The sequence below is a fragment of the Streptomyces sp. R818 genome (assembly GCF_056172735.1).
In genome coordinates this window covers 54,102-75,134 of the sequence record NZ_JAOCNE010000015.1, presented here as the reverse complement: position 1 = coordinate 75,134, position 21,033 = coordinate 54,102, and the positions used below count along the sequence as shown (strand labels likewise).

Sequence of the window (21,033 nt, the reverse complement as noted above, 5' to 3'; positions counted from 1 at the left end):
AGGCTCGTATATACTTCCATCCGTCCCGTGTCGAACCACCCGTCGTACCCCAGGAGCGCCCCCATGGCGACTGACCAGCGTCCCGACCTCACCGGCCGCCACTTCCTCAAGGAGGTGGACTTCACCGCCGAGGAGTTCCGCGGGCTGGTCGAGCTCGCCGCCGAGCTGAAGGCGGCGAAGAAGGCCGGCGCCGAGCAGCAGTGTCTACGCGGGAAGAACATCGCGCTGATCTTCGAGAAGTCCTCGACGCGGACGCGCTGCTCCTTCGAGGTGGCCGCCGCCGACCAGGGTGCCGCGACGACGTACCTCGACCCCTCCGGCTCGCACATAGGCAAGAAGGAGTCGAGCAAGGACACGGCGCGCGTGCTCGGCCGGATGTTCGACGCGATCCAGTTCCGGGGCGACGCGCAGGACACCGTGGAGACGCTCGCGGCCCATTCCGGCGTCCCCGTGTACAACGGGCTGACCGACGACTGGCACCCGACCCAGATGCTCGCCGACGTGCTCACCATGACCGAGCACAGCGACAAGCCGCTGACCGACATGGTCTTCGCCTACCTCGGCGACGCCCGCTTCAACATGGGCAACTCCTACCTCGTCACCGGCGCCCTGCTCGGCATGGACGTGCGGATCGTCGCACCCAGGTCGTACTGGCCCGCCGAGCCGATCGTGGCCCAGGCCCGTGCGCTGGCCGCCCGCAGCGGCGCCCGGATCACGCTCACCGAGTCGGTCGAGGAGGGTGTCGTGGGCGCCGACTTCGTCGTCACCGACGTCTGGGTGTCGATGGGGGAGCCGGAGGAGGTGTGGGACGAGCGCATCACGTCGCTCACGCCGTACGCGGTGACCATGGACGTCCTGCGCGCGACCGGCAACGCGGACGTGAAGTTCATGCACTGCCTGCCCGCCTTCCACGACCTCGGCACCAAGGTCGGCCGCGAGATCCACGCCAAGTACGGTCTGGAGTCCCTGGAGGTCACCGACGAGGTCTTCGAGTCGGCGCACTCCGTCGTCTTCGACGAGGCCGAGAACCGGATGCACACGATCAAGGCCGTCATGGTCGCCACGCTCGGCAAGAAGTAACCCGAACCACCGCGGACCACCCACCGCAGAACACCGACGAACCACCACACTGGTGGGGCGGAACACCCTCCCGACCCCACCGGCCCCGCGGCCCATCCCCGCCGCACCCGCACGACAAGAAAAGAGCACCACCCCATGTCGCCGTCGCCGTCCCCCACCGGCCTGCGCATCAAGTCACCCGAGTCCCTCCTCGCCGAGTCCGGCGCCGATCTGGAGGGGCACGGCCTCAAGCGCACCATGGGGCTCTTCCAGCTCGTGTGCTTCGGGGTCGGCGCGATCGTCGGCACCGGGATCTTCGTCGGCCTGTCCGACACGGTCGCCGAGGCCGGGCCCGCCGTCCTCGTCTCCTTCGTCCTCGCCGCGATCACCTGCATCTTCACGGCGTTCTCCTTCGCGGAGCTGGGCAGCGCGATCCCGGTCTCCGGGTCCTCGTACTCGTTCGCCTACGCGAGTCTCGGCGAGCGCGTCGCGTTCCTCACCGGCTGGTGCCTGCTCCTGGAGTACGGGGTGTCCGTCTCGGCCGTCGCCGTCGGCTGGAGCCAGTACCTGAACGAGCTGCTGCACAGCCTCGTCGGCTGGCGCCTTCCGGACGCCCTGTCCGCCGGGCCCGGCGACGGCGGCGTGATCAACCTGCCCGCCGTGCTCGTCATCCTGATGGCCGCGACGCTTTTGGTGCGCGGCGTGCGCGAGAGCGCGCGGGCCACCGCCGCGATGGCGGTCCTCAAGATCGGCATTCTCGTCGCGTTCTGCGCGATCGGCTTCAGCGCGTTCAAGGCGGGCCATCTGACGCCGTTCATGTCGGCCGGCATCGGCGGCATCACCTCGGGCGCCTCCCTCGCCTTCTTCTCGTACATCGGCTTCGACGCGATCACCACGGCCGGTGAGGAGGTCAAGAACCCGCGGCGGAACATCCCCATCGCCATCCTGGTCTGCATCGGTGTCGTCACGCTGCTGTACTGCGCCGTCGCCGTGGCGGCCATCGGCGCGCTCGGCGCGGACGCCGTCGGCGACAAGCCCGCCGCGCTCTCCCTCGTCGTCAACCAGGTCACCGACTCCACGGTCGGCGGCGGCATCATCGCGTTCGGCGCGGTCGTCGCCATCGCGTCCGTCGTCCTCGCGGTGATGTACGGGCAGACGCGCATCCTGATGTCGATGTCGCGGGACGGACTGGTCCCGCGGGTCTTCGAACGCGTCTCGCCGAGGACGGCGACGCCGGTCGCCAACACCTGGATCGTCGCGCTCGTCTTCGCGGTCCCGGCGGCCTTCTCGTCGCTGGACGCCGTGGTCGACCTGACCACCATCGGCACGCTCGCCACCATGGCCGTCGTCAACGTGGCCGTGGTCGCCCTGCGCCGCTCGCACCCCGGCCTGACGCGCTCGTTCCGGGTCCCGCTGTACCCGCTGAGCCCGGTCCTCGGCGTGGCGATGTGCCTGTATCTGATCTGGGGCACCGGATGGACGACGTGGGTCCAGTTCGCGGTGTTCCTCGTGGCCGGAGCGCTCGTCTACGCGTTCTACGGCCGCCGGCACTCGCGGCTCGGCGCCGCGGGACCGGCTACTTCGCGGGCGCCCGGCGCTGACGCGGGATCGCGGGGAGCGTGAACCAGACCGCCTTGCCGGTGGCGGTGGGGCGGTGCCCGCACGACGCGCTCAGCGTACGGATGAGGAGCAGACCGCGGCCGTGCTCCTGCCACGGGTCCGGCATCTCGGCGTCGTCCGGGTTGGTGAGGTCCGTGGGCGGCGACGGGTCCGGGTCGTGCACCTCGACCTGGCAGCAGGTCTCGAGCAGCTCCACCACCAGCTCGATCGGGGTCTCCCCGGTCGTGTGCTCCACCGCGTTCGCCACCAGCTCCGCCGTGAGCAGCTCGGCGGTGTCCGTGTCGGCCGCCGGTGCGTCGATCTCGGCGAGCGCCGTACGCACGAGGGCGCGCGCCACCGGCACGGCGGCGGCCGTGTGCGGCAGCGCGAGACGCCATGAGGTCGGGGTGGGAGGGCCGGTGGGGGAGCCGGATGAAGAGGGCAAGGCGAGTCCTGAGTGGGTGGCTCGGGGACGGGCTACGACCAGGACGTCCCACGTCGTCGGAGTGCCGTCCTGACTTCAACCTTATGAATGGTACGGCGTGCGCCGATAGAGGCTCCCGGTGGTGTTCCTCGGGACATTGGGCCTTATGCGCTGACGCGCGGCTTATGTACCCGTTCCATGCGTCGACCGGTTATTGCGTACTGCTGACGACAGTCACGAATCGGTGATAGCTTCGAGTGGTATGAGTCCCTTCACCGGCTCCACTCCGCGCACCGAGACCTGGCACCACCTCTCCTACGCCGTGGACGCGACCGGGGTCGCGACGGTCACCCTCGCCCGGCCCGAGAAGCTCAACGCCCTCACCTTCGGCGCCTACGCCGACCTGCGCGACCTCCTCGCCGAGCTGTCCCGTGAGCAGACGGTGCGCGCCCTCGTCCTCGCCGGGCAGGGGCGCGGCTTCTGCTCCGGCGGCGACGTCGACGAGATCATCGGCGCCACCCTCGCCATGGACACCGCCCGGCTGCTCGACTTCAACCGGATGACGGGCCAGGTGGTGCGGGCGATCAGGGAGGCGCCGTTCCCCGTGGTCGCGGCCGTGCACGGGGTCGCGGCGGGCGCGGGCGCGGTCCTCGCCCTCGCCGCCGACTTCCGCGTCGCGGACCCGAGTGCGCGCTTCGCGTTCCTCTTCACCAAGGTCGGGCTCTCCGGCGGCGACATGGGCGCCGCCTATCTGCTGCCGCGCGTCGTCGGCCTCGGCCACGCCACCCGGCTCCTCATGCTCGGCGACACCGTCCGCGCTCCGGAGGCCGAACGCATCGGCCTCATCAGCCAGTTGGCGGAGGAAGGCGGGGTCGACGAGGCGGCGCTCGCCCTCGCCCGCCGCCTCGCCGAGGGGCCCGCGCTCGCGTACGCGCAGACCAAGGCGCTGCTCACCGCCGAACTCGACATGCCGCTCGCCGCCGCCGTCGAGCTGGACGCGGCGACGCAGGCGCTGCTCATGCACGGCGAGGACTACGCCGAGTTCCACGCCGCCTTCACCGAGAAGCGGCCGCCCAAGTGGCAGGGGAGGTGACCCCGGCGTGACCCCGCGTGCGCAGCGCGTCGCCGTCATCGGCGGCGGCCCCGGCGGCCTGTACGCGGCCGCGCTCCTCAAACGCCTCGGCCCGGACCGCGACATCACGGTCTGGGAGCGCAACGCCCCGCACGACACGTTCGGCTTCGGCGTCGTCCTCTCCGACGAGACCCTCGGCGGCATCGAACACGCCGACCCGGTGGTGTACGCGTCCCTGCGGGACGAGTTCGTGCGCTGGGACGACATCGACGTCGTGCACCGGGGCGTGCGCCACACCTCCGGCGGCCACGGATTCGCGGCGCTCGGCCGCCGCCGCCTCCTGGAGATCCTGGAGGACCGCTGCCGCGGCCTCGGCGTCACGCTGCGCTTCCGCACCGAGGCGCCGCCCGTCGCCGAGCTGCGCACTGCGTACGATCTGGTGGTCGCCGCCGACGGAGTGGGCAGCAGGACCCGTGGGACGTACGCCGACGTGTTCGGCCCGCGCGTCGAGGAGCACCGCAACCGGTACATCTGGCTGGCCGCCGACTTCGCCCTCGACGCGTTTCGTTTCGAGATCGCGGAGACCGAGCACGGGGTGATGCAGCTGCACGGCTACCCGTACAGCGGCGACGCGTCCACCGTCATCGTCGAGATGCGGGAGGAGGTGTGGCGGGCGGCCGGGTACGCGGACCTGGACGTGCGCGAGTCGGTCGAGCGGGCGGCGAAGGTGTTCGCGGACGCGCTGGACGGCCGCGGCCTGCGCTCCAACGACTCCTCGTGGCTGACGTTCCGCACGGTCACCAACGAGCGCTGGTCGCACGGCAATTGCGTCCTCATCGGCGACGCGGCGCACACCGCGCACTTCTCCATCGGCTCCGGCACGAAGCTCGCCGTCGAGGACGCGCTCGCGCTCGCCGCCTCACTGCACGAACAGCCCACGACCGAGGAGGCGTTGACGGCGTACGAGGCCGAGCGGCGGCCCGTCGTCGCCTCCACGCAGCGCGCCGCGCGGGCCAGCCTGGAATGGTTCGAGGACCTGGCGCGCCATCTCGACCGGCCGCCGAAGCAGTTCGCGTTCAACCTGCTCACCCGCAGCCGCCGGGTGACACACGACAATCTGCGGCTGCGCGATCCGGCGTTCACGGCGTCGGTGGAGGAGGAGTTCGGCTGCCCGCCGGACACACCGCCGATGTTCACGCCGTTCGCCCTGCGCGGGCTGCGGCTGCGCAACCGGGTCGTCGTCTCCCCGATGGACATGTACTCGGCGGTCGACGGCGTCCCCGGCGACTTCCACCTCGTCCATCTCGGGGCGCGTGCGCTCGGCGGGGCGGGCCTCGTCATGACGGAGATGGTCTGCGTCAGCCCCGAGGGCCGCATCACACCGGGCTGCGCCGGGCTCTACACCGCCGAGCAAGGCGCGGCGTGGCGCCGCATCACCGACTTCGTGCACACGCGGGCCCCCGGCACGGCGATCGGCGTCCAGCTCGGGCACTCCGGGCGCAAGGGTTCCACCCGGCTGATGTGGGAGGGCATGGACGAACCGTTGCCGGTGCCGGAGGAGAACTGGCCGGTGGGGGCGGCGTCGGCGATTCCCTACCGGGAGGGGAGCCAGGTGCCGAGGGCGCTGTCGCGGGGTGAACTCGCGTCCATCCGTGCGGAGTTCGCGGCTTCGGCGCGCCGGGCGGCGGAGGCGGGGTTCGACCTGCTGGAGCTGCACTGCGCGCACGGGTACCTGCTGTCCGGGTTCCTCTCGCCGCTGACCAATCGGCGCACCGACGAGTACGGGGGGTCGCTGGAAGCGCGGCTGCGCTATCCGCTGGAGGTGTTCGACGCGGTCAGGGAGGTGTGGCCCGGGGACCGTCCGATGACGGTGCGGATCTCCGCGACGGACTGGGCGGACGGGGGGACGTCGGCGGAGGACGCGGTGGTCATGGCGCGGGCGTTCGCCGGGCGCGGGGCCGATGCGATCGATGTGTCAACGGGGCAGGTGGTCGCCGAGGAGCGGCCTGCGTTCGGGCGCTCCTATCAGGTGCCGTACGCGGACCGCATCCGCGGGGAGGCCGGGGTTCCGGTGATCTCCGTGGGGGCGATCTCGTCCTGGGACGATGTGAACTCGCTGCTTCTGGCGGGGCGGACGGATCTGTGTGCGCTGGCCCGGCCGCATCTGTACGACCCGCACTGGGCGTTGCACGCGGCGGCCGAGCAAGGGTATGCGGGGGTGGGGGTGGTGTGGCCCGAGCCCTATCGTGCGGGTTGCCGGCGGCCGCGGACGGGGCGGGCGGATGCCCCGAAGCCGCGTCTTTCCTTGCCGGGGTGCTGAGCGTCTGCCTGATGCGGGCCATCGTCGGGTGCACCGCCGTCGTGGCTGGTCGCGCAGTTCCCCGCGCCCCTGGAGGCATGCGGCTTCGCCGCGCCTCCTCGGGAGATGCGCACTGCGTGCGCCATCTCAGATGAGATGGCGCACGCAGTGCGCATCTCAGGGGCGCGGGGAACTGCGCGACCAGCCACGACGCGGCCGTCAGCCAGTCACTCGCCGCGATGGGGCAGACGCGTCATCCCGGCCGAAAGCGTCGTGCCGTCCGAGGGGTCGAGCAGGAGGAAGGAACCCGTCCAGCGGTTCTCCGCGTACCGGTCCACGGCGAGCGGCGCGGCCGTGCGCAGGGTCACCCGGCCCAGGTCGTTCGCCCGGAGGGCATCCGTGCCGGGCAGCGACGTCACCACAGCCCGCACGGTGCGCGTCGTATGGCGGAGCAGCACCCGCTGCCCCACCCGCAGCGGCTCGTCCGCCAAGTGGCAGGCATCGGCGTCGATGTCCTGGGTGCGACCGGGGCCCGGCCCGTCCGTGGGGAACAGCAGGTCGCCGCGGGACACGTCCAGGTCGTCCGTCAGCCGGAGCGACAGGGACGCCCCCGCCGACACCTCGCGCACGGGCGTGCCCAGCACATCCAGCGCCGCGACGGCCGACGTACGCCCCGACGGATGCACCGTCACCGCGTCACCGACCCGCAGCGTGCCCGAGACCAGCCGGCCCGCGTAGTGGCGGGCCCCGTCGTGGCGGATCACGTACTGGACCGGGAAGCGGGCGGGGGCGGCGAGGGCGTCCGTCTCGACCGGCACCGTCTCCAGGTGGGCCAGGACCGTGGGGCCCTCGTACCAGGGCATGTGGGAGGACGGGTCCACGACGTTGTCGCCCGCCAGCGCCGAGATCGGGATCGCGGTCACCCGGGGGATGCCGAGCGCCCGGGCGAGCGACGCGAACTCCGCCTCGACCGCCGCGAACGGGGCCTCCGCGTAGGCGACCAGGTCCATCTTGTTGACGGCCAGGACCACGTGCGGGACCCGGAGGAGCGCCGCGATCGCGGCATGGCGGCGGGTCTGGTCGACCACGCCGTTGCGGGCGTCCACCAGGATGACCGTCAGCTCGGCCGTGGAGGCGCCGGTCACCATGTTGCGGGTGTACTGCACGTGGCCCGGCGTGTCGGCCAGGATGAAGCGGCGGCGCGGCGTGGCGAAGTAGCGGTGGGCCACGTCGATCGTGATGCCCTGTTCGCGTTCGGCGCGCAGGCCGTCGGTGAGCAGGGCGAGGTCGGGCGTGCCCGTGCGGGAGACCGACTCCAGCTGGTCGGCGAGGACCGACTTGGAGTCGTGCAGGAGGCGGCCGACCAGGGTGGACTTGCCGTCGTCGACCGAGCCGGCGGTGGCCAGGCGCAGGGTCCCGGCCTCCGCCGAGGGCTCGGTGACAGGATCGGCAGAAACAGCAGCATCAGCAGAAACAGCGGGAACAGACATCGCTAGAAATACCCTTCGCGCTTGCGGTCTTCCATCGCCGCCTCCGACATCTTGTCGTCGGCGCGCGTCGCACCCCGCTCCGTGATCCGGGACGCCGCGATCTCGGCGATGACCTGGTCGAGCGTCTCCGCGTCGGAGTCGACGGCGCCGGTGCAGGACATGTCGCCGACGGTGCGGTAGCGGACCTGGCGTTTCTCGGGTGTCTCGGCGGCCCTCGGGCCGCCCCACGCGCCCGCCGTCAGCCACATGCCGTTCCGGCGGAACACCTCGCGGTGGTGGGCGAAGTAGATCGAGGGGAGGTCGATGTGTTCGCGGGCGATGTACTGCCACACGTCGAGCTCGGTCCAGTTGGAGAGCGGGAAGACACGTACGTGTTCGCCGGGCGCGTGGCGGCCGTTGTAGAGCTGCCACAGCTCGGGGCGCTGGCGCCGTGGGTCCCACTGCGAGAACTCGTCCCGCAGCGAGAACACGCGTTCCTTGGCGCGGGCCTTCTCCTCGTCACGCCGCCCGCCGCCGAACACCGCGTCGAACCGTTCCGTCCGGATCGTCTCCGTCAGCGGCAGCGTCTGGAGCGGGTTGCGTGTCCCGTCCGGGCGCTCCTTCAGCACACCTCTGTCGAGGTAGTCCTGCACCGATGCCACGTGCAGAGTCAGCCCGTACGTGTCCACCACCCGATCGCGGTGGGCGAGGACCTCCGGGAAGTTGTGGCCCGTGTCCACGTGCAGGAGCGGGAAGGGGGCGGGCGCCGGGGCGAACGCCTTCCGCGCCAGATGCAGCATGACGATCGAGTCCTTGCCGCCGGAGAACAGGAGCACCGGCCGCTCGAACTCGCCCGCCACCTCGCGGAAGATGTGCACCGCCTCCGACTCGAGCACGTCGAGGTGGCTCATGGCAGGGGTGCTCATATCAGGCCCCTCGCCGTCAGTACCGCGTGCACCGCGTCCGCCGACTCCCTCGGCGTCCGGGCCCGCGTCTCCAGGCGCAGGTCCGGGGAGACCGGCGCCTCGTACGGGTCGTCGACCCCGGTCAGGCCCTTGAGCGCGCCGGCGGCCTGACGGGCGTACAAACCCTTCACGTCACGCTCGCTGCACACCTCCAGCGGTGTGGCGACATGTATCTCGAGGTACGGGGTGCCGCTCGCGTCGTGCCGTGTGCGCACCGCCTCGCGGCTGTCGGCGTAGGGGGCGATGACGGGGACGACGGCGAGGACGCCGTTGCGGGCGAGGACCTCGGCGACGAGGCCGATGCGCTGCACGTTCGTGTTGCGGTCCGCGCGGCTGAAGCCGAGCCCCGCCGAGAGGAAGCGCCGGATCTCGTCGCCGTCGAGCACCTCGACGCGACGGCCCTCCGTGCGCAGCCGCCCGGCGAGGGCCCGCGCCACGGTCGTCTTGCCCGCACTGGGCAGCCCCGTCAGCCAGATGGTGGCTCCGCGTGCCGTGACGGCCGCACTGGCCTCGGTGGCCGTTGTCATACGTGTGTTCCTTTCGCGCCGTCGGAGTGCACACCGGATCGCGCACCTGCGCTGGGCCGCATGTCTTCCGACGGGTGGGTCAGTTCGGTGAACAGGGCCTCCCAGCGCGGATGCACCGCGTCGGGCCCGTAGGCGGCGGCCGTCAGGAGCGCCGCCGTGCCCATCTCGGCCCGCAGCCCGCGGTCGCCCATGAGGCGGCCGAGCGCGTCGGCGAGGGCGTCGGGGTCCTGCTCCGGTACGAGGAGCCCGTCCACGCCGTGGGTCAGGACGTCCGCGGGGCCGGTCGGGCAGTCGAAGGAGACCACGGGCAGGGCGTGGCTCATCGCCTCGATCATCACCATCGGCAACCCCTCGAACCGCGAACTCAGCACGTACAGCGAGGCTTTCGCGAGTTCGTCGTCGAGGCGGTCCGTGTGGCCCATCAGGAACACGTGGTTGTAGAGGTGGTGCTCCTCGATGAGCGCACGCAGCTGCGCCTTCTTCTCCCCGCTGCCGTAGATCCGCAACTGCCAGTCGGGGTACGCCCCGACGAGCTTGGCCCACGCCGGAATCAGCAGGTCGAAGCCCTTCTGCGGAAAGAGGCGGCCGGCCGCGACCGCGATCTTCGTGCCGTGGTGCGAGGGCGTCTGGTCCAGCGAGTGCACGGCGTTCGGGATGCGGACGACGCGGGTGCCGGGCAGGAGGCGCGCGTACTCGGCGCGGTCCCGTTCCGTGAGCACGGCGACCGCCGCGAAGTGTCCATACGTGTCGACGATGCGTCGCTGTACGTCGGGGCGGTGTGTGCCGTGGTTCATGTGTTCCTGGGCGACGCGCACGACGCCGCCCGTGGCGTGTGCGGCGGACAGGAAGTTCAGGGCGGGGCGGGTGGTGACGAGCACGCCGTCGGTGAGCGAGCGCAGCCAGGTGCCGAGGGCCAGTTCCAGGCGGCGGTCGAAGTAGCGGTGGCCGAACTCGCCCGCGGGTATCTCGCGCGGCGGGCGGCCGGCGTGCTTGTCCCGCCTGCGCGCCCGCCACCAGCCGGTGACTCCGCGCCCCGGGGCCGCCTCCGCTTCCTGTTCCTCTTCATCGCGCAGATCCACGATCGTCGTCACCGGCACCCGCTCGTCCAGCGGGAACTGCACGGCGTCGCGCCGCCGCACCGCGCTGACGATCTCGACGTCCCACCCCGCCGCGACCAGCGAGTTCGCCTGGTTGAAGACGGTGCGGACGGTGCCGCCGCGGCCGTAGGCGTGCAGGAGCAGATAGCGGATCCTCGTCGTCCTCATGCGCGGCCCGCCGATCCGGACGCCGACGGGGAGCGGGACAGGGAGAGGGACAGCGACAGGTTGTCCTCGACCGTGAAGTACGGGCGTACGCCGAACCGTGCGCCCGGCACCGGCTGCCTCGGATAGACGAAGACCGCCTTCTTGCCGCGGACGTCGTCGAGCTTGCGGCCGACGCGCAGACGCAGGCCGCCGTCGGTGAGGTGCAGGTCCCACTGGTCGCTGCGGCCGAACCCGTCGTACGCGGCCAGGTCGGACACCGGCCACGCGCACGCGAAGCGGTTGCCGTCGAGATCGACGTCGTAGCGCAGCACGTGGTCGGTGCGCGAGCGGCGCGTGAGCTGCAGCCGCCAGCCGTCGCCGGCGCCCGCGGGCAGGCCGTGGAGGCGGCCGACGAGGCTGATGCGGCCGTCGCGCGGCCACACCTGCTCGACCTCGGCATGGGGTTTCACCTGAGGTACCCCCAGGCCGTGCAGAGGGGGCGCAGGATGTCGGGGATCTCGTCGTCGGACGGGAGCGGGCGGCCCTGCTGCACGGTGCCGGTGCGGATCTTGTCGCGCCAGTCGCCGAGCCCCTTCCGCAGGTCCGTGCCGTCGCGCTTGCCGTACTCCAGCATCGTCGGTTCGAAGTCGACGCCGAGGAAGTCGCACAGCCCGCGCAGCTTCTTCTCGGGGTCCGCGGTCAGCTCCTCGTAGCGCAGGGTGTGTCCGCCGGTGAGGCCCTTGCGGGCGTGGTCGACGGCCTTCATGTAGCGCAGGGCGTCGGCGCACGCCTCGTCGTAGGTGCGCTTCTCCGGGTCGCTCTCGTGCCAGGAGCGGGCGATGGAGACGGGGTGGCGCAGGAGGAAGACGAAACGGGCGTCGGGCCAGCAGTCGCGGATGCGCTGGTACACGAAGGCGTTGCTGGGGGTCTTCTCGACGAGGACGTCCTTGCCGGACCTGTCGAGTTCGCGGTGCAGGACGCGGTCCCACAGGAGGTGTTCGAGGTCGCCGCGGCTGAGGTCGAGGGCGTCCATGGCCCGCTCGGACAGCTTGCTGCCGTAGGCGACTTCCAGGCGGCGGATGTGCAGTTCGTGCGGGGCGTGCAGGCGCGGGTGCGCGTCGAGCAGCATCCGCAGCAGCGTCGAGCCCGACCGCACCGGCGACATGATGAAGACCGGCCGCCGCAGCAGCCGGTCCGCCGCGAGGTCGTCGGTACATCGGTACGCGGGCGCGGGCCGCTTCGCGGACCTCGGTGACGTGCCCGGGGGAAGGGGCCTACGGGGCGCGCCGCTTCCTGCCCGGCGGACCTCGAGACCCGTGGCAGCGGACAGCGCCCGGTTCAGATTGCGCTTCAGGCTCATGCGTCCCGACGCTAGAGCGGCATTCTGAGAGGAGGGCCTCAGAATCCTGAGGGTTCGCTTAGCACCCACTTCCTCAAGGGTTCGCTCAGCACCCTCCCCCTCACACGTGTCTCAGCTCACGCCTCCGCCACGAACGCGGCCCCCGCCTCCCGCAACCGCTCGTGCAGCGCCCGGAACACCTCCGCCGACCGCACCCCCGGCCAGCCCTCCGGCAGCAGCCGCGCGGGGAGGCCCGGGTCGGCGTAGGGCAGGTGGCGCCAGGAGTCGAGGGCGAGCAGATAGTCGCGGTAGGCCTCGCGGGGCGGGGTGTCGGCGCGGGCCTCCCAGGCCCGCAGCACCGGCGCGTGCTCGTCGAGGAACGCCTCGTGCAGCTTGGCCAGCGCCGCGAGGTCCCACCACCGGGCCACCGCGTCGGCGGTCGCCGCGAATCCCAGGTGCTCGCCGCGGAACAGGTCGACGTACGCGGCGCAGCCGGCCCGCTCCAGCGTGTGCCGCGTCTCCTCGTACAGCCGCGCGGGGGCGAGCCAGACGCCGGGCGCGGCCGTGCCGAAGCCGAGCCCGGTGAGCGTGGAGCGCAGCACGTGCCGCTTGGCGCGCTGTGACTCGGGCACGGAGAACACGGCGAGCACCCAGCCGCCCGCCCCACCGTCATCAGGCGCCCCGTACACCCGCCGGTCACCGTCGGCCAGGAGCTGGCGCGCGTCGTCCGAGAGCGCGTACCCGGCGGCCCCCGACGCGCTGCGCGCCGCGAGGAGCAGCCCGCGCCGCTTCAGCCGGGACACCGCCGAGCGCACCGAGGGCGCGTCGACCCCGGCGGCCCCGAGCAGCCGGATCAGCTCGGCGACCGGTACGGGGCCGGGGAGCCCGCGCCCGTAGGCGCCGTACAGCGTGACGATGAGAGAGCGAGGGGCGTGCGCCTGCCCGCCTGGGCCGCTGGACGAAGTCTGCTGCTCGGACACGCGATCACTGTACGGTTCCGGGGGCGCCCGGCCCATGTGTGGTTCCGGCCGCGCGCAACCTGAACCGCTGCAGCTTCCCCGTCGCCGTCCGCGGCAGCGCGTCCAGGAACACGAACTCCCGCGGGCACTTGTACGGCACCAGCTCGGCCCGGACGAACGCGCGCAGCGCGTCCGCGTCCTGCGCTGCCCCGGCCCGCGTCACCACGTAGGCGACCGCGATCTGCCCGCGCGTCTCGTCGGCCCGGCCCACGACCGCCGCCTCCGTCACGTCCGGGTGGCGCAGCAGCGCGTCCTCGACCTCGGGGCCCGCGATGTTGTACCCGGCGCTGATGATCATGTCGTCCGCGCGGGCGACGTACCGGAGATGCCCGTCGGGTTCGCGGACATACGTGTCCCCGGTGATGTTCCAGCCGTGCCGTACGTACGTGGTCTGCCGCTCGTCGGCGAGGTAGCGGCAGCCGACGGGCCCGCGCACGGCGAGCAACCCCGGCTCCCCGTCCGGCAGTTCACGCCCCTCCGCGTCGAGCACCCGCGCCTGCCAGCCCGGCACCGGGCGCCCCGTCGTCCCCGGCCGGATCTCGTCGTCGGCGGCGGAGACGAAGATGTGGAGCAGCTCGGTCGCCCCGATGCCGTTGATGATGCGCAGGCCGGTCGCCTCGTGCCAGGCGTGCCAGGTGGCGGCGGGCAGGTTCTCCCCGGCGGAGACACAGCGCCGCAGACCGCTCACGTCGTACGTGGCCCAGGCCGGGTCGGCGAGCATCGCGCGGTACGCGGTCGGCGCCGTGAACAGGACCGACACCCGGTGCGCGGCGACGGCGGGCAGCAACTGCCGCGGACCCGCCTGTTCGAGCAGCAGCGCGGAGGCTCCGGCGCGCAGCGGGAAGACGACGAGCCCGCCGAGCCCGAAGGTGAAGCCGAGCGGCGGACTGCCCGCGAACACGTCGTCCGGCGTCGGCCGCACGACGTGTCGCGCGAAGGTGTCGGCGATGGCGAGCACGTCCCGGTGGAAGTGCATGCACCCCTTGGGCCGCCCGGTCGTCCCGGAGGTGAACGCGATCAGGGCGACGTCGTCCGAGGCGGTCGGCACGGCCTCGTACGACGACGGTTTCGCGGGCGTCCGGTGCGAGAGGTCGTCGGGCCCGTCGCCGCCGAACGTCGTGATCCGCAGGTCCGGCACGTCCGCCTTGACCAGGTCGTCGACGGTCCGGACGTCGCACAGCGCGTGCCGCACCCGCGCGATCCCGCACATCGTCGCCAGCTCGGCGGGGCGCTGCTGCGCCAGCACGGTCACGGCGACGGCGCCCGCCTTCATCACGGCGAGCCAGCACGCGGCGAGGCCGGGGGTGGTGGGCCCGCGCAGCAGCACCCGGTTGCCCGGCACGACCCCGAGATCCTCGGTCAGGACGTGGGCTATTCGGTCGACCCTTGCCTGCAACTCCCCGTACGTACACAGAGGTTGGCCGGGGGAGTGGAAGGCGGGCCGGTCCGGGCCGAAGCGCCGCACCGTCGCGTCGAGCAGTTCGGCACCGCAGTTCAGCCGCTCCGGGTAGCGCAGCTCGGGCAGGTCGAAGGTGAGGCCGGGCCACTGGGACGGGGGTGGCAGGTGGTCGCGCGCGAACGTGTCGGTGTGGGCGGACGGGTGCAGGGTCAGCAGGGTCATGGGAGGCGCCCCCTTGCCGTGGCGTGGTCGCGCGTCGGGCCGTGGTCGTGCGTCGGGCCGCGCTCGTCCCTGGAGCGTATCGTGATGGTGACGACAGTCAACGGCACGCGATACGGTGCGGGGAGCCATGGACCCCGGCGTCTGTCTGTCCTGTCCTCGTCCTGTCCTGGGAGGAGCCCCGGCGTATGGGCACGTTCTCGCTCGCCCCCGACCACCTCGCCTGGTGCGCCGAGCTGCGCGAACTGGCGGGGCACCGGCTCGCCCCGCTCGCCGAGAAGGGCGAACCGGGCCGCGTCAACCGCCCCCTCGTCGCGGAGCTGGGCCGACTCGGCCTGCTTCAGCGCCTGTTCACGTCCGGCGCGCTCGACCTGTGCCTGATGCGCGAGTCGCTCGCCCAGGTCTGTACGGAGGCGGAGACGGCCCTCGCCCTGCAAGGTCTCGGCGCGCATCCGGTGCACGCCCACGGCACGAGGGAGCAGCGTGAGCGCTGGCTGCCCGAGGTGAGCGCGGGGCGCGCGGTCGCCGCCTTCGCGCTGAGCGAGCCGGGCGCGGGCTCCGACGCGGCGGCGCTCGCGCTCCGCGCCGAGCCGGACGGCTCCACAGCAGGGGGCTGGCGGCTGACCGGTGAGAAGTGCTGGATCTCCAACGCCCCCGAGGCCGACCTCTACACCGTCTTCGCCCGCACCGGCGCCCCGGCGGAGGGCGCCCGCGGCGTGACGGCGTTCCTCGTCCCCGCCGACCGCCCCGGCCTCACCGGCGACCACCTCGACATGCTCTCCCAGCACCCCATCGGCCTGCTCACCTTCGCGGACGTACCGGTCGGCCCGGACGACGTGCTCGGCGAGGTCGGCGGCGGCTTCCGTACCGCCATGAACACCCTGAACCTGTTCCGGCCCAGTGTCGGCGCGTTCGCCGTCGGCATGGCGCAGGCGGCGCTCGACGCGACCCTCGCGCACACCGCGCAACGCCGCGCGTTCGGCGGCCCGTTGAAGGACCTCCAGACCGTCGCGCACCAGGTCGCCGACATGGCGCTGCGCGTCGAGTCGGCCCGCCTCATGGTGTACGCGGCGGCGTCGGCGTACGACGAGGGCGCGGACGGCGTGCCCCGGCGGGCGGCGATGGCCAAGCTCCTCGCGACGGAGACGGCCCAGCAGGTCGTCGACGCGGCGGTGCAACTGCACGGGGCGCGCGCGCTGCACCGCGGCCACCTCCTGGAACACCTGTACCGCGAGGTACGGGCCCCGCGCATCTACGAGGGCGCGACGGAGATCCAACGGGCTGTCATCGCGAAGGACTTGTACCGCGGTACGGCGGACGCCCGTGGCTCGTACGCCGGTACGGACCGCACCCGGGGCCCGTACCGCCGTGCGGAGGAGAGGAAGCCGTGACCCTCGATCGTCGCAACCCGCCCGAGCTCTCCCCGCCCACCGGCTTCTCCCACGCCGTCGTCGCCACCGGGACCCGGCTCGTCATGCTGGCCGGACAGACCGCCCTGGACGCGGACGGCAAGGTCACCGGCGCCACGCTCCCGGAACAGTTCGAGCGGGCCCTGGCCAACCTGCTCACCGCCCTGCGCCACGCGGGCGGCACCCCGGCCGACCTCGCCCGCGTCACCGTCTACACGACGGACGTCCCGGACTACCGCGCCCACGCCCGCGAACTGGGCCGCGTATGGCGGCGGTTGGCGGGCCGCGACTACCCGGCGATGGCGGTCATCGGCGTCTCCCGCCTCTGGGACGAACAGGCCCTGGTCGAGATCGACGGCACGGCCGTACTTCGCTGAGGCCCCGGGCCGGACGTCATAAGCTCGGCCCCATGACGCAACAGGTCGAACTCGCCGTGGGCCCGATCGCGTACGACGACACGGGCGGCGCCGCCACGCCCGTGGTCCTGCTGCACGGGCCCGCCCAGGACGGCACCGTGTGGCGGCACGTCGTGGACGCGCTCGGCGCGTCCGTCCGCTGTGTCGTCCCGACCCTCCCGTACGGCAGCCACCGCGTGCCGCTGCGCCCCGGCGTCCGGCTCTCGCCCCGCACCATGGCGACGCTGATCGGCGAGTTCGCCGACGCCCTCCAGCTGGGCGAGGACACCGTCTTCGTGGAGAACGACGGAGGCCGTCTCCAGCAGCTCGTCGCGCAGCGGCCCGAGCGGGTCGGCCGCCTGGTCATCGCGGGCTGCGAGGCGTTCGACAACTACCCGCCGGGCCCCGGCGGCAAGCTGCTCGACGTGGCGTCCCGGGTCCCCGGCGGCCTGGCGGCGCTCGCGCGGGTCCTCGCCGTACGCCCGCTGCGCCGCGTGCCCGGCACGGGGTACGCGGTGATGTCCCACCGCCCCGTCCCGCACGACCTGATCGACCGCTGGATCGAGCCTCTGCGCAAGGACCCGGTGGCCCGCGCCGTCCTCCGGGACTACCTCAGGGCCACGGTGAAGACGGAGATGATGGAGACGGTCGCCGCCCTGCGCGCCCACGACCGGCCCGCGCTCGTCGTGTGGGGCAGGCAGGACAGGATGATGCCGCCCGCCCACGGTCGCCGCCTGGCCGAACTCCTGCCGCAGGGGCGCCTGGTGGAGCTGGACGAGTGCGGCACCCTCATCCCGCTGGACCAGCCCGTCGCCCTCGCGGCGGTGATCAAGGAGTTCATCAGGGACTGAACCAAAGGCTGTGCTCAGACCGCGGGCGGCACCCGGAAGCGCCGCCGGTACTCCGTCGGCGTCGTGTTCAGCCGCCGCCGGAACGCCCGGACGAGCGTGTCCGTCGTCCCGAAGCCGCACAGCGACGCCACCCGCTCCAGCGTGGCGTCGGAGGACTCCAGCTCGTGGCGGGCCTTCTCCACCCGTACGGACTCGATGTACGCGTGCGGCGTCGTCCCGAGCTCCGTCTTGAAGAGCCGGGTCAGGTGCCGGTCGCTGACGTGGGCGTACTCGGCGAGATCGACGACGGTGAGCGGTTCGCCGATGTGGCGCAGGATGTGATGGCGCAGGTCCTCGATGCGCCGCGTCGTGGACACCTGCTCCAGCGGCACGCTGAACTGGCTCTGCCCGCTGGGCCGCTTCAGGTACATCACGAGCTGCCGCGCGACCCGCAGGGCCACCGCCTCGCCCAGGTCGTCGGCGATGAGCGCGAGCGAGAGATCGAGACAGGCGCTGATCCCCGCGCCGGTCCACACGTTGCCCTCGCGGATGAAGATCGGGTCGGCGTCGACCTCGACCGCCGGATGGTCGGCGGCGAGCTGCTGCGCGGTGGACCAGTGCGTGGTGGCGCGCTTGCCGTCGAGCAGCCCGGCGGCGGCGAGCAGATGCGCCCCGACGCACACGGACGTGATCCGGTGCGTCCGCCCGGCCAGCACCCGTACCCACTCGACCAGTTGCGGGTCCACGAGCGGATGGACGCGCCGCTCCTCGTCGCACTCCACCGCGCCCGGCACGATGAGCGTGTCGATGGTGCCCGCGGCGGCCTGCGCGAAGGTGATGTCCGGCAGGATGCGCACGCCCGCACCCGTGGTGACAGGGTCCAGGGTCTCGGCGGCGAGCAGCACTTGGTACCCGGCGGCCTCCTCGGTCTCGCGCAGGGCGAGCGAGAACACCTCCGGCGGCCCCGTGACGTCGAGCAGGTCGACGCCCTCGAAGAGCACGATCAGGACGGTTCGTCTGACGCGGTCCGGCACGGACGGACACCCCCATGGCTATGTCGGTATCTGCATGTTAGACGTCATTGCCGACGTCACAGCGGGCTCATAGCGTGGTGGACGTGGCCCGGGGGAGATCCCGGACCACGCCTCCCACCCGTATTTCGTTAGGCGGTACTCCCATGTCCCGAACCACGCTGCGCGAGCTCAACGGCTTCGACGAGACCCCCGCGACCCTGGCCGGCTCGACGCTGATCCTCATCGACTTCCAGAACACCTACACCCAGGGCGTGATGGAGCTCGACGGGTGGGAGGCGTCCCTCGACGCCGCGGCCGGACTCCTCGCCCGGGCGCGGGAGGCGGGCACCAAGGTCGTCCACGTCATCAACGACGGCGGGGAGGGCACCCCCTACGACATCCGCGCGGAGATCGGCCGGATCCACCCGAGGCTGACGCCGGTCGACGGCGAGGAGGTCGTCGTCAAGCAGGTCCCGAACGCCTTCGTGGGCACGGACCTGGCCACGCACCTCACCGACGGCCAGGACGTGATCATCGCGGGCTGGATGACGCACATGTGCGTGGCGTTCACCGCGCAGGGCGCCTTCCTGGGCGGTTACCGCCCGACTGTCGTCGCCGAGGCCACCGCCACCCGCTCGCTCCCGGTCGCGGGCGCCGACGTCCCCGCCGCGCAGGTGCACCAGTCGGCCCTCGCCACCATCGCCGACCTGTACGGCGTCGTCGTCCCGACCCAGAAGGAGATCGTCTGATGCAGACGGACAAGAAGCCGAAGCTGTTCCGCACCGCCGCCGCGCTCGGCGCCGCCGCCGTCCTCGCCGCGACCATGACCGCCTGCGGGGGAGACTCGCAGGCGGCCACCCGCACGGACAAGCAGGACCGTGCCCGTGACTACGCGCAGAAGACGACAACGCTGCGCCAGTTGATGAAGCTGGACGAGACCCCGGCGAAGCTGTCGAACGCCACCCTGGTCCTCGTCGACTACCAGAACGTCTACACCGGCGGCGCGATGGAGCTGACCGGCTGGCGCCAGGCCGTCGACAACACCAAGGCGCTCCTCGACCGCGCCCGCGAGGCGCACACGCCAGTCGTCCACATCGTCGAGAAGGGCTACGACCTCTCGTCGAAGGCCGGCCAGATCATCCCGGCGCTCAAGCCCGCGAAGGGCGAGACCGTCGTGGAGAAGGCCGTCCCGAACGGCTTCCACGACACGGACCTCGACGCCGTGCTGAAGAAGACGGGCCGCAAGAACGTCATCATCTCCGGCTTCATGACACACATGTGCACCCTCTTCACCACCGAGGGCGCCGTCTACAACGGCTACAACCCGACCGTCGTCGGCGACGCCTCGGCCACCCGCCCGCTGCCCGTCAAGGGCAACCCGCGGGGCATCCCGGCGAAGCAGGTGCACGAGTCGGCGCTGGCCACGATCCAGGACCGGTTCGGCGTCGTCGTCCCGAAGCAGCGCGACATCAAGTGACGTAACGCTTCCCCTCTCCAGCCCCCACCCCCACGTCCCCCCATCCCCCCAACCAAAGGTTTCCCCCCATGAACGGCATCCCCCCCAGGCAGACCAGACCCCATCCGAAGCAACGAGGGAGAAAACGAAGATGGCTACGCGCAGAGGTTTCATAGGCGGCGCCACCGGTGTCGGCACCGCCGCCCTCATCGGCTACTCCGCGGCCCCGAGCGCCGCGGACGCCGGTGGCAGCGCGGCGGCCTCGGTCACCCAGACCCAGGCCCGCGAGTCGCTGTTCGCGGTGAACGCGGGCATGCGCGCCAACTACGCCACGCTGAAGGCGGAGTTGATCAAGCACCTCTCACCGGTCGTCGTCGTCCAGAACGACGCCAAGGGCGGCCGGTTCACCCTCGTGACGAAGGACGGACAGGAGTCCGCCAACCCCGTCTCGCAGACGTTCGAGCTGGCCAAGTCCATCGCCCACGTCCCGCTCGGCATCTTCTCGGTGATCGCCTCCTACCTGGCGGACAAGATCCCGAACCTGCCCAACGCGCACCGGATCGACCCGCACGACCTGGTGATGGTCGCGTTCAACGACGAGACGTCGACGGCCTGGATCGAGCCGCTGAAGGCGTACGCCGCCAAGCTCACCACCGCCCGCGCCAACCTGCCGGCCGCCGGTCTGCCGTCCACCCTCGCCACGTCCTGCGCGACGATCCTCGACGGCGGCCTGAAGTTCATCACCGCGTCGATCGCCGCGAAGCGGTTCGACATGAAGTCCTTCGAGGACTTCTCCGGCAGCGTCTACCCGGCGATCCGCACCAACATGGAGCACGCCTCGCAGGCCCAGATCAAGGGCGTCCAGGACATCATGAAGACCTGGCGCGCCAAGGTCGGCGAGGCGGCGTGGGCGGACCTCTACTGCGTGGTGCTCTCGCAGTGGACGACGAGCGTCCTCAACCAGAACACCATCATCCTCAAGGACTGCATGAACGCGGCGAAGGTGTCCACGCACCTCATCGACCTGCCCGGCCTGGAGCCGCCGGCCGACCCGGTCTTCACCGCGCTCGACAACCTCGCCCGCATCGTGCAGGACAACATCGCGGCCGAGATGGTCTTCCCGAAGGACACGACGGTCGCCGACGCCCTCAAGGGCCAGCAGGACCTGCTCTCCGACGAGATCCTCAAGCAGCTCGGCAGCACCACGGTGACGACCCTGTCCGCGCCCTCCTACAACACGGTCGCCACCGCTTCCGCCGCCGGGGTGTGCCCGGTCCCGCACTAGAAAGGGCGGGT

The 21,033-nt window shown here is 72.0% G+C and carries 20 protein-coding genes; 10 read left to right on the top strand and 10 right to left on the bottom strand.

The window, feature by feature from the left end:
- Nucleotides 1–63 precede the first annotated feature (63 nt).
- Nucleotides 64–1,080, top strand: a complete 1,017-nt coding sequence (gene argF / locus N5I75_RS38445; RefSeq protein ID WP_476685052.1) for an ornithine carbamoyltransferase — start codon at nucleotides 64–66, stop codon at nucleotides 1,078–1,080.
- 135 nt (nucleotides 1,081–1,215) lie between these two features.
- A complete protein-coding gene (locus N5I75_RS38440; RefSeq protein ID WP_476685051.1) occupies nucleotides 1,216–2,682 on the top strand; it encodes an amino acid permease in 1,467 nt (488 codons plus the stop codon).
- On the opposite strand, the gene N5I75_RS38435 is transcribed toward N5I75_RS38440, so the two are convergent.
- Nucleotides 2,636–3,103 carry an ATP-binding protein gene (locus N5I75_RS38435; RefSeq protein WP_476685050.1) on the bottom strand — a complete coding sequence of 156 codons (468 nt, stop codon included), beginning with the start codon at nucleotides 3,101–3,103 and terminating at the stop codon, nucleotides 2,636–2,638. The two genes, N5I75_RS38440 and N5I75_RS38435, sit on opposite strands and share 47 nt — an antisense overlap.
- Nucleotides 3,104–3,344: 241 nt before the next feature.
- On the opposite strand from N5I75_RS38435, the gene N5I75_RS38430 reads away from it, so the two are divergent.
- The gene (locus tag N5I75_RS38430) at nucleotides 3,345–4,175 is read left to right on the top strand and encodes an enoyl-CoA hydratase family protein (RefSeq protein WP_476685049.1); all 831 of its coding nucleotides are present in this window, start codon (nucleotides 3,345–3,347) and stop codon (nucleotides 4,173–4,175) included.
- Between the two features lie 7 nt (nucleotides 4,176–4,182).
- Nucleotides 4,183–6,474 (top strand): bifunctional salicylyl-CoA 5-hydroxylase/oxidoreductase, encoded by a 2,292-nt coding sequence (locus N5I75_RS38425; protein WP_476685048.1) that lies wholly within the window; start codon nucleotides 4,183–4,185, stop codon nucleotides 6,472–6,474.
- Between the two features lie 206 nt (nucleotides 6,475–6,680).
- Here N5I75_RS38425 and N5I75_RS38420 read toward each other — a convergent pair whose 3' ends face one another.
- The 8 genes from N5I75_RS38420 to N5I75_RS38385 all read right to left on the bottom strand — a co-directional run bounded on the left by N5I75_RS38420 (nucleotide 6,681) and on the right by N5I75_RS38385 (nucleotide 14,637).
- Entirely contained in the window at nucleotides 6,681–7,943 is a 1,263-nt protein-coding gene (locus N5I75_RS38420; RefSeq protein ID WP_476685047.1) for a sulfate adenylyltransferase subunit 1, read from the bottom strand.
- A gap of 2 nt (nucleotides 7,944–7,945) precedes the next feature.
- Nucleotides 7,946–8,848, bottom strand: a complete 903-nt coding sequence (gene cysD / locus N5I75_RS38415) for a sulfate adenylyltransferase subunit CysD (RefSeq protein ID WP_476685046.1) — start codon at nucleotides 8,846–8,848, stop codon at nucleotides 7,946–7,948.
- Nucleotides 8,845–9,414: an adenylyl-sulfate kinase gene (gene cysC, locus N5I75_RS38410; RefSeq protein ID WP_476685045.1), complete on the bottom strand. Its 570-nt coding sequence runs from the start codon at nucleotides 9,412–9,414 to the stop codon at nucleotides 8,845–8,847. Before cysC ends, cysD begins: the two co-directional genes overlap by 4 nt.
- Entirely contained in the window at nucleotides 9,411–10,679 is a 1,269-nt protein-coding gene (locus N5I75_RS38405) for a glycosyltransferase family 4 protein (protein WP_476685043.1), read from the bottom strand. Before N5I75_RS38405 ends, cysC begins: the two co-directional genes overlap by 4 nt.
- Nucleotides 10,676–11,128 carry a hypothetical protein gene (locus N5I75_RS38400; protein WP_476685042.1) on the bottom strand — a complete coding sequence of 151 codons (453 nt, stop codon included), beginning with the start codon at nucleotides 11,126–11,128 and terminating at the stop codon, nucleotides 10,676–10,678. The genes N5I75_RS38405 and N5I75_RS38400 overlap by 4 nt, the downstream gene beginning before the upstream one ends.
- On the bottom strand, nucleotides 11,125–12,018 hold the full coding sequence (locus N5I75_RS38395; protein WP_476685040.1) for a sulfotransferase family protein: 894 nt from the start codon (nucleotides 12,016–12,018) through the stop codon (nucleotides 11,125–11,127). Before N5I75_RS38395 ends, N5I75_RS38400 begins: the two co-directional genes overlap by 4 nt.
- Nucleotides 12,019–12,134: 116 nt before the next feature.
- Entirely contained in the window at nucleotides 12,135–12,977 is an 843-nt protein-coding gene (locus tag N5I75_RS38390; RefSeq protein ID WP_476685039.1) for a PaaX family transcriptional regulator, read from the bottom strand.
- Nucleotides 12,978–12,981: 4 nt separating this feature from the next.
- Nucleotides 12,982–14,637, bottom strand: coding sequence for an AMP-binding protein (locus tag N5I75_RS38385; RefSeq protein ID WP_476685037.1), 1,656 nt, complete (start codon nucleotides 14,635–14,637; stop codon nucleotides 12,982–12,984).
- A gap of 185 nt (nucleotides 14,638–14,822) precedes the next feature.
- Between N5I75_RS38385 and N5I75_RS38380 the strand changes: the two genes are divergently transcribed.
- From N5I75_RS38380 to N5I75_RS38370, 3 genes are read left to right on the top strand one after another with little or no spacing between them, the layout of a single operon-like run.
- Nucleotides 14,823–16,025, top strand: coding sequence for an acyl-CoA dehydrogenase family protein (locus N5I75_RS38380; protein ID WP_476685035.1), 1,203 nt, complete (start codon nucleotides 14,823–14,825; stop codon nucleotides 16,023–16,025).
- Nucleotides 16,022–16,420 (top strand): RidA family protein, encoded by a 399-nt coding sequence (locus N5I75_RS38375; RefSeq protein WP_476685034.1) that lies wholly within the window; start codon nucleotides 16,022–16,024, stop codon nucleotides 16,418–16,420. Before N5I75_RS38380 ends, N5I75_RS38375 begins: the two co-directional genes overlap by 4 nt.
- Before the next feature lie 32 nt (nucleotides 16,421–16,452).
- A complete protein-coding gene (locus tag N5I75_RS38370) occupies nucleotides 16,453–17,289 on the top strand; it encodes an alpha/beta fold hydrolase (protein WP_476685032.1) in 837 nt (278 codons plus the stop codon).
- A 14-nt stretch (nucleotides 17,290–17,303) separates the two neighbouring features.
- Here the strand turns inward: N5I75_RS38370 and N5I75_RS38365 are convergent, their stop codons facing one another.
- The gene (locus N5I75_RS38365; RefSeq protein ID WP_476685030.1) at nucleotides 17,304–18,302 is read right to left on the bottom strand and encodes a GlxA family transcriptional regulator; all 999 of its coding nucleotides are present in this window, start codon (nucleotides 18,300–18,302) and stop codon (nucleotides 17,304–17,306) included.
- A gap of 143 nt (nucleotides 18,303–18,445) precedes the next feature.
- On the opposite strand from N5I75_RS38365, the gene N5I75_RS38360 reads away from it, so the two are divergent.
- The 3 genes from N5I75_RS38360 to N5I75_RS38350 all read left to right on the top strand — a co-directional run bounded on the left by N5I75_RS38360 (nucleotide 18,446) and on the right by N5I75_RS38350 (nucleotide 21,022).
- On the top strand, nucleotides 18,446–19,030 hold the full coding sequence (locus N5I75_RS38360; RefSeq protein ID WP_476685029.1) for an isochorismatase family protein: 585 nt from the start codon (nucleotides 18,446–18,448) through the stop codon (nucleotides 19,028–19,030).
- Nucleotides 19,030–19,758: a cysteine hydrolase family protein gene (locus N5I75_RS38355; protein ID WP_476685027.1), complete on the top strand. Its 729-nt coding sequence runs from the start codon at nucleotides 19,030–19,032 to the stop codon at nucleotides 19,756–19,758. Before N5I75_RS38360 ends, N5I75_RS38355 begins: the two co-directional genes overlap by 1 nt.
- A 130-nt stretch (nucleotides 19,759–19,888) precedes the next feature.
- On the top strand, nucleotides 19,889–21,022 hold the full coding sequence (locus N5I75_RS38350) for a hypothetical protein (RefSeq protein WP_476685025.1): 1,134 nt from the start codon (nucleotides 19,889–19,891) through the stop codon (nucleotides 21,020–21,022).
- Nucleotides 21,023–21,033: the final 11 nt, after the last annotated feature.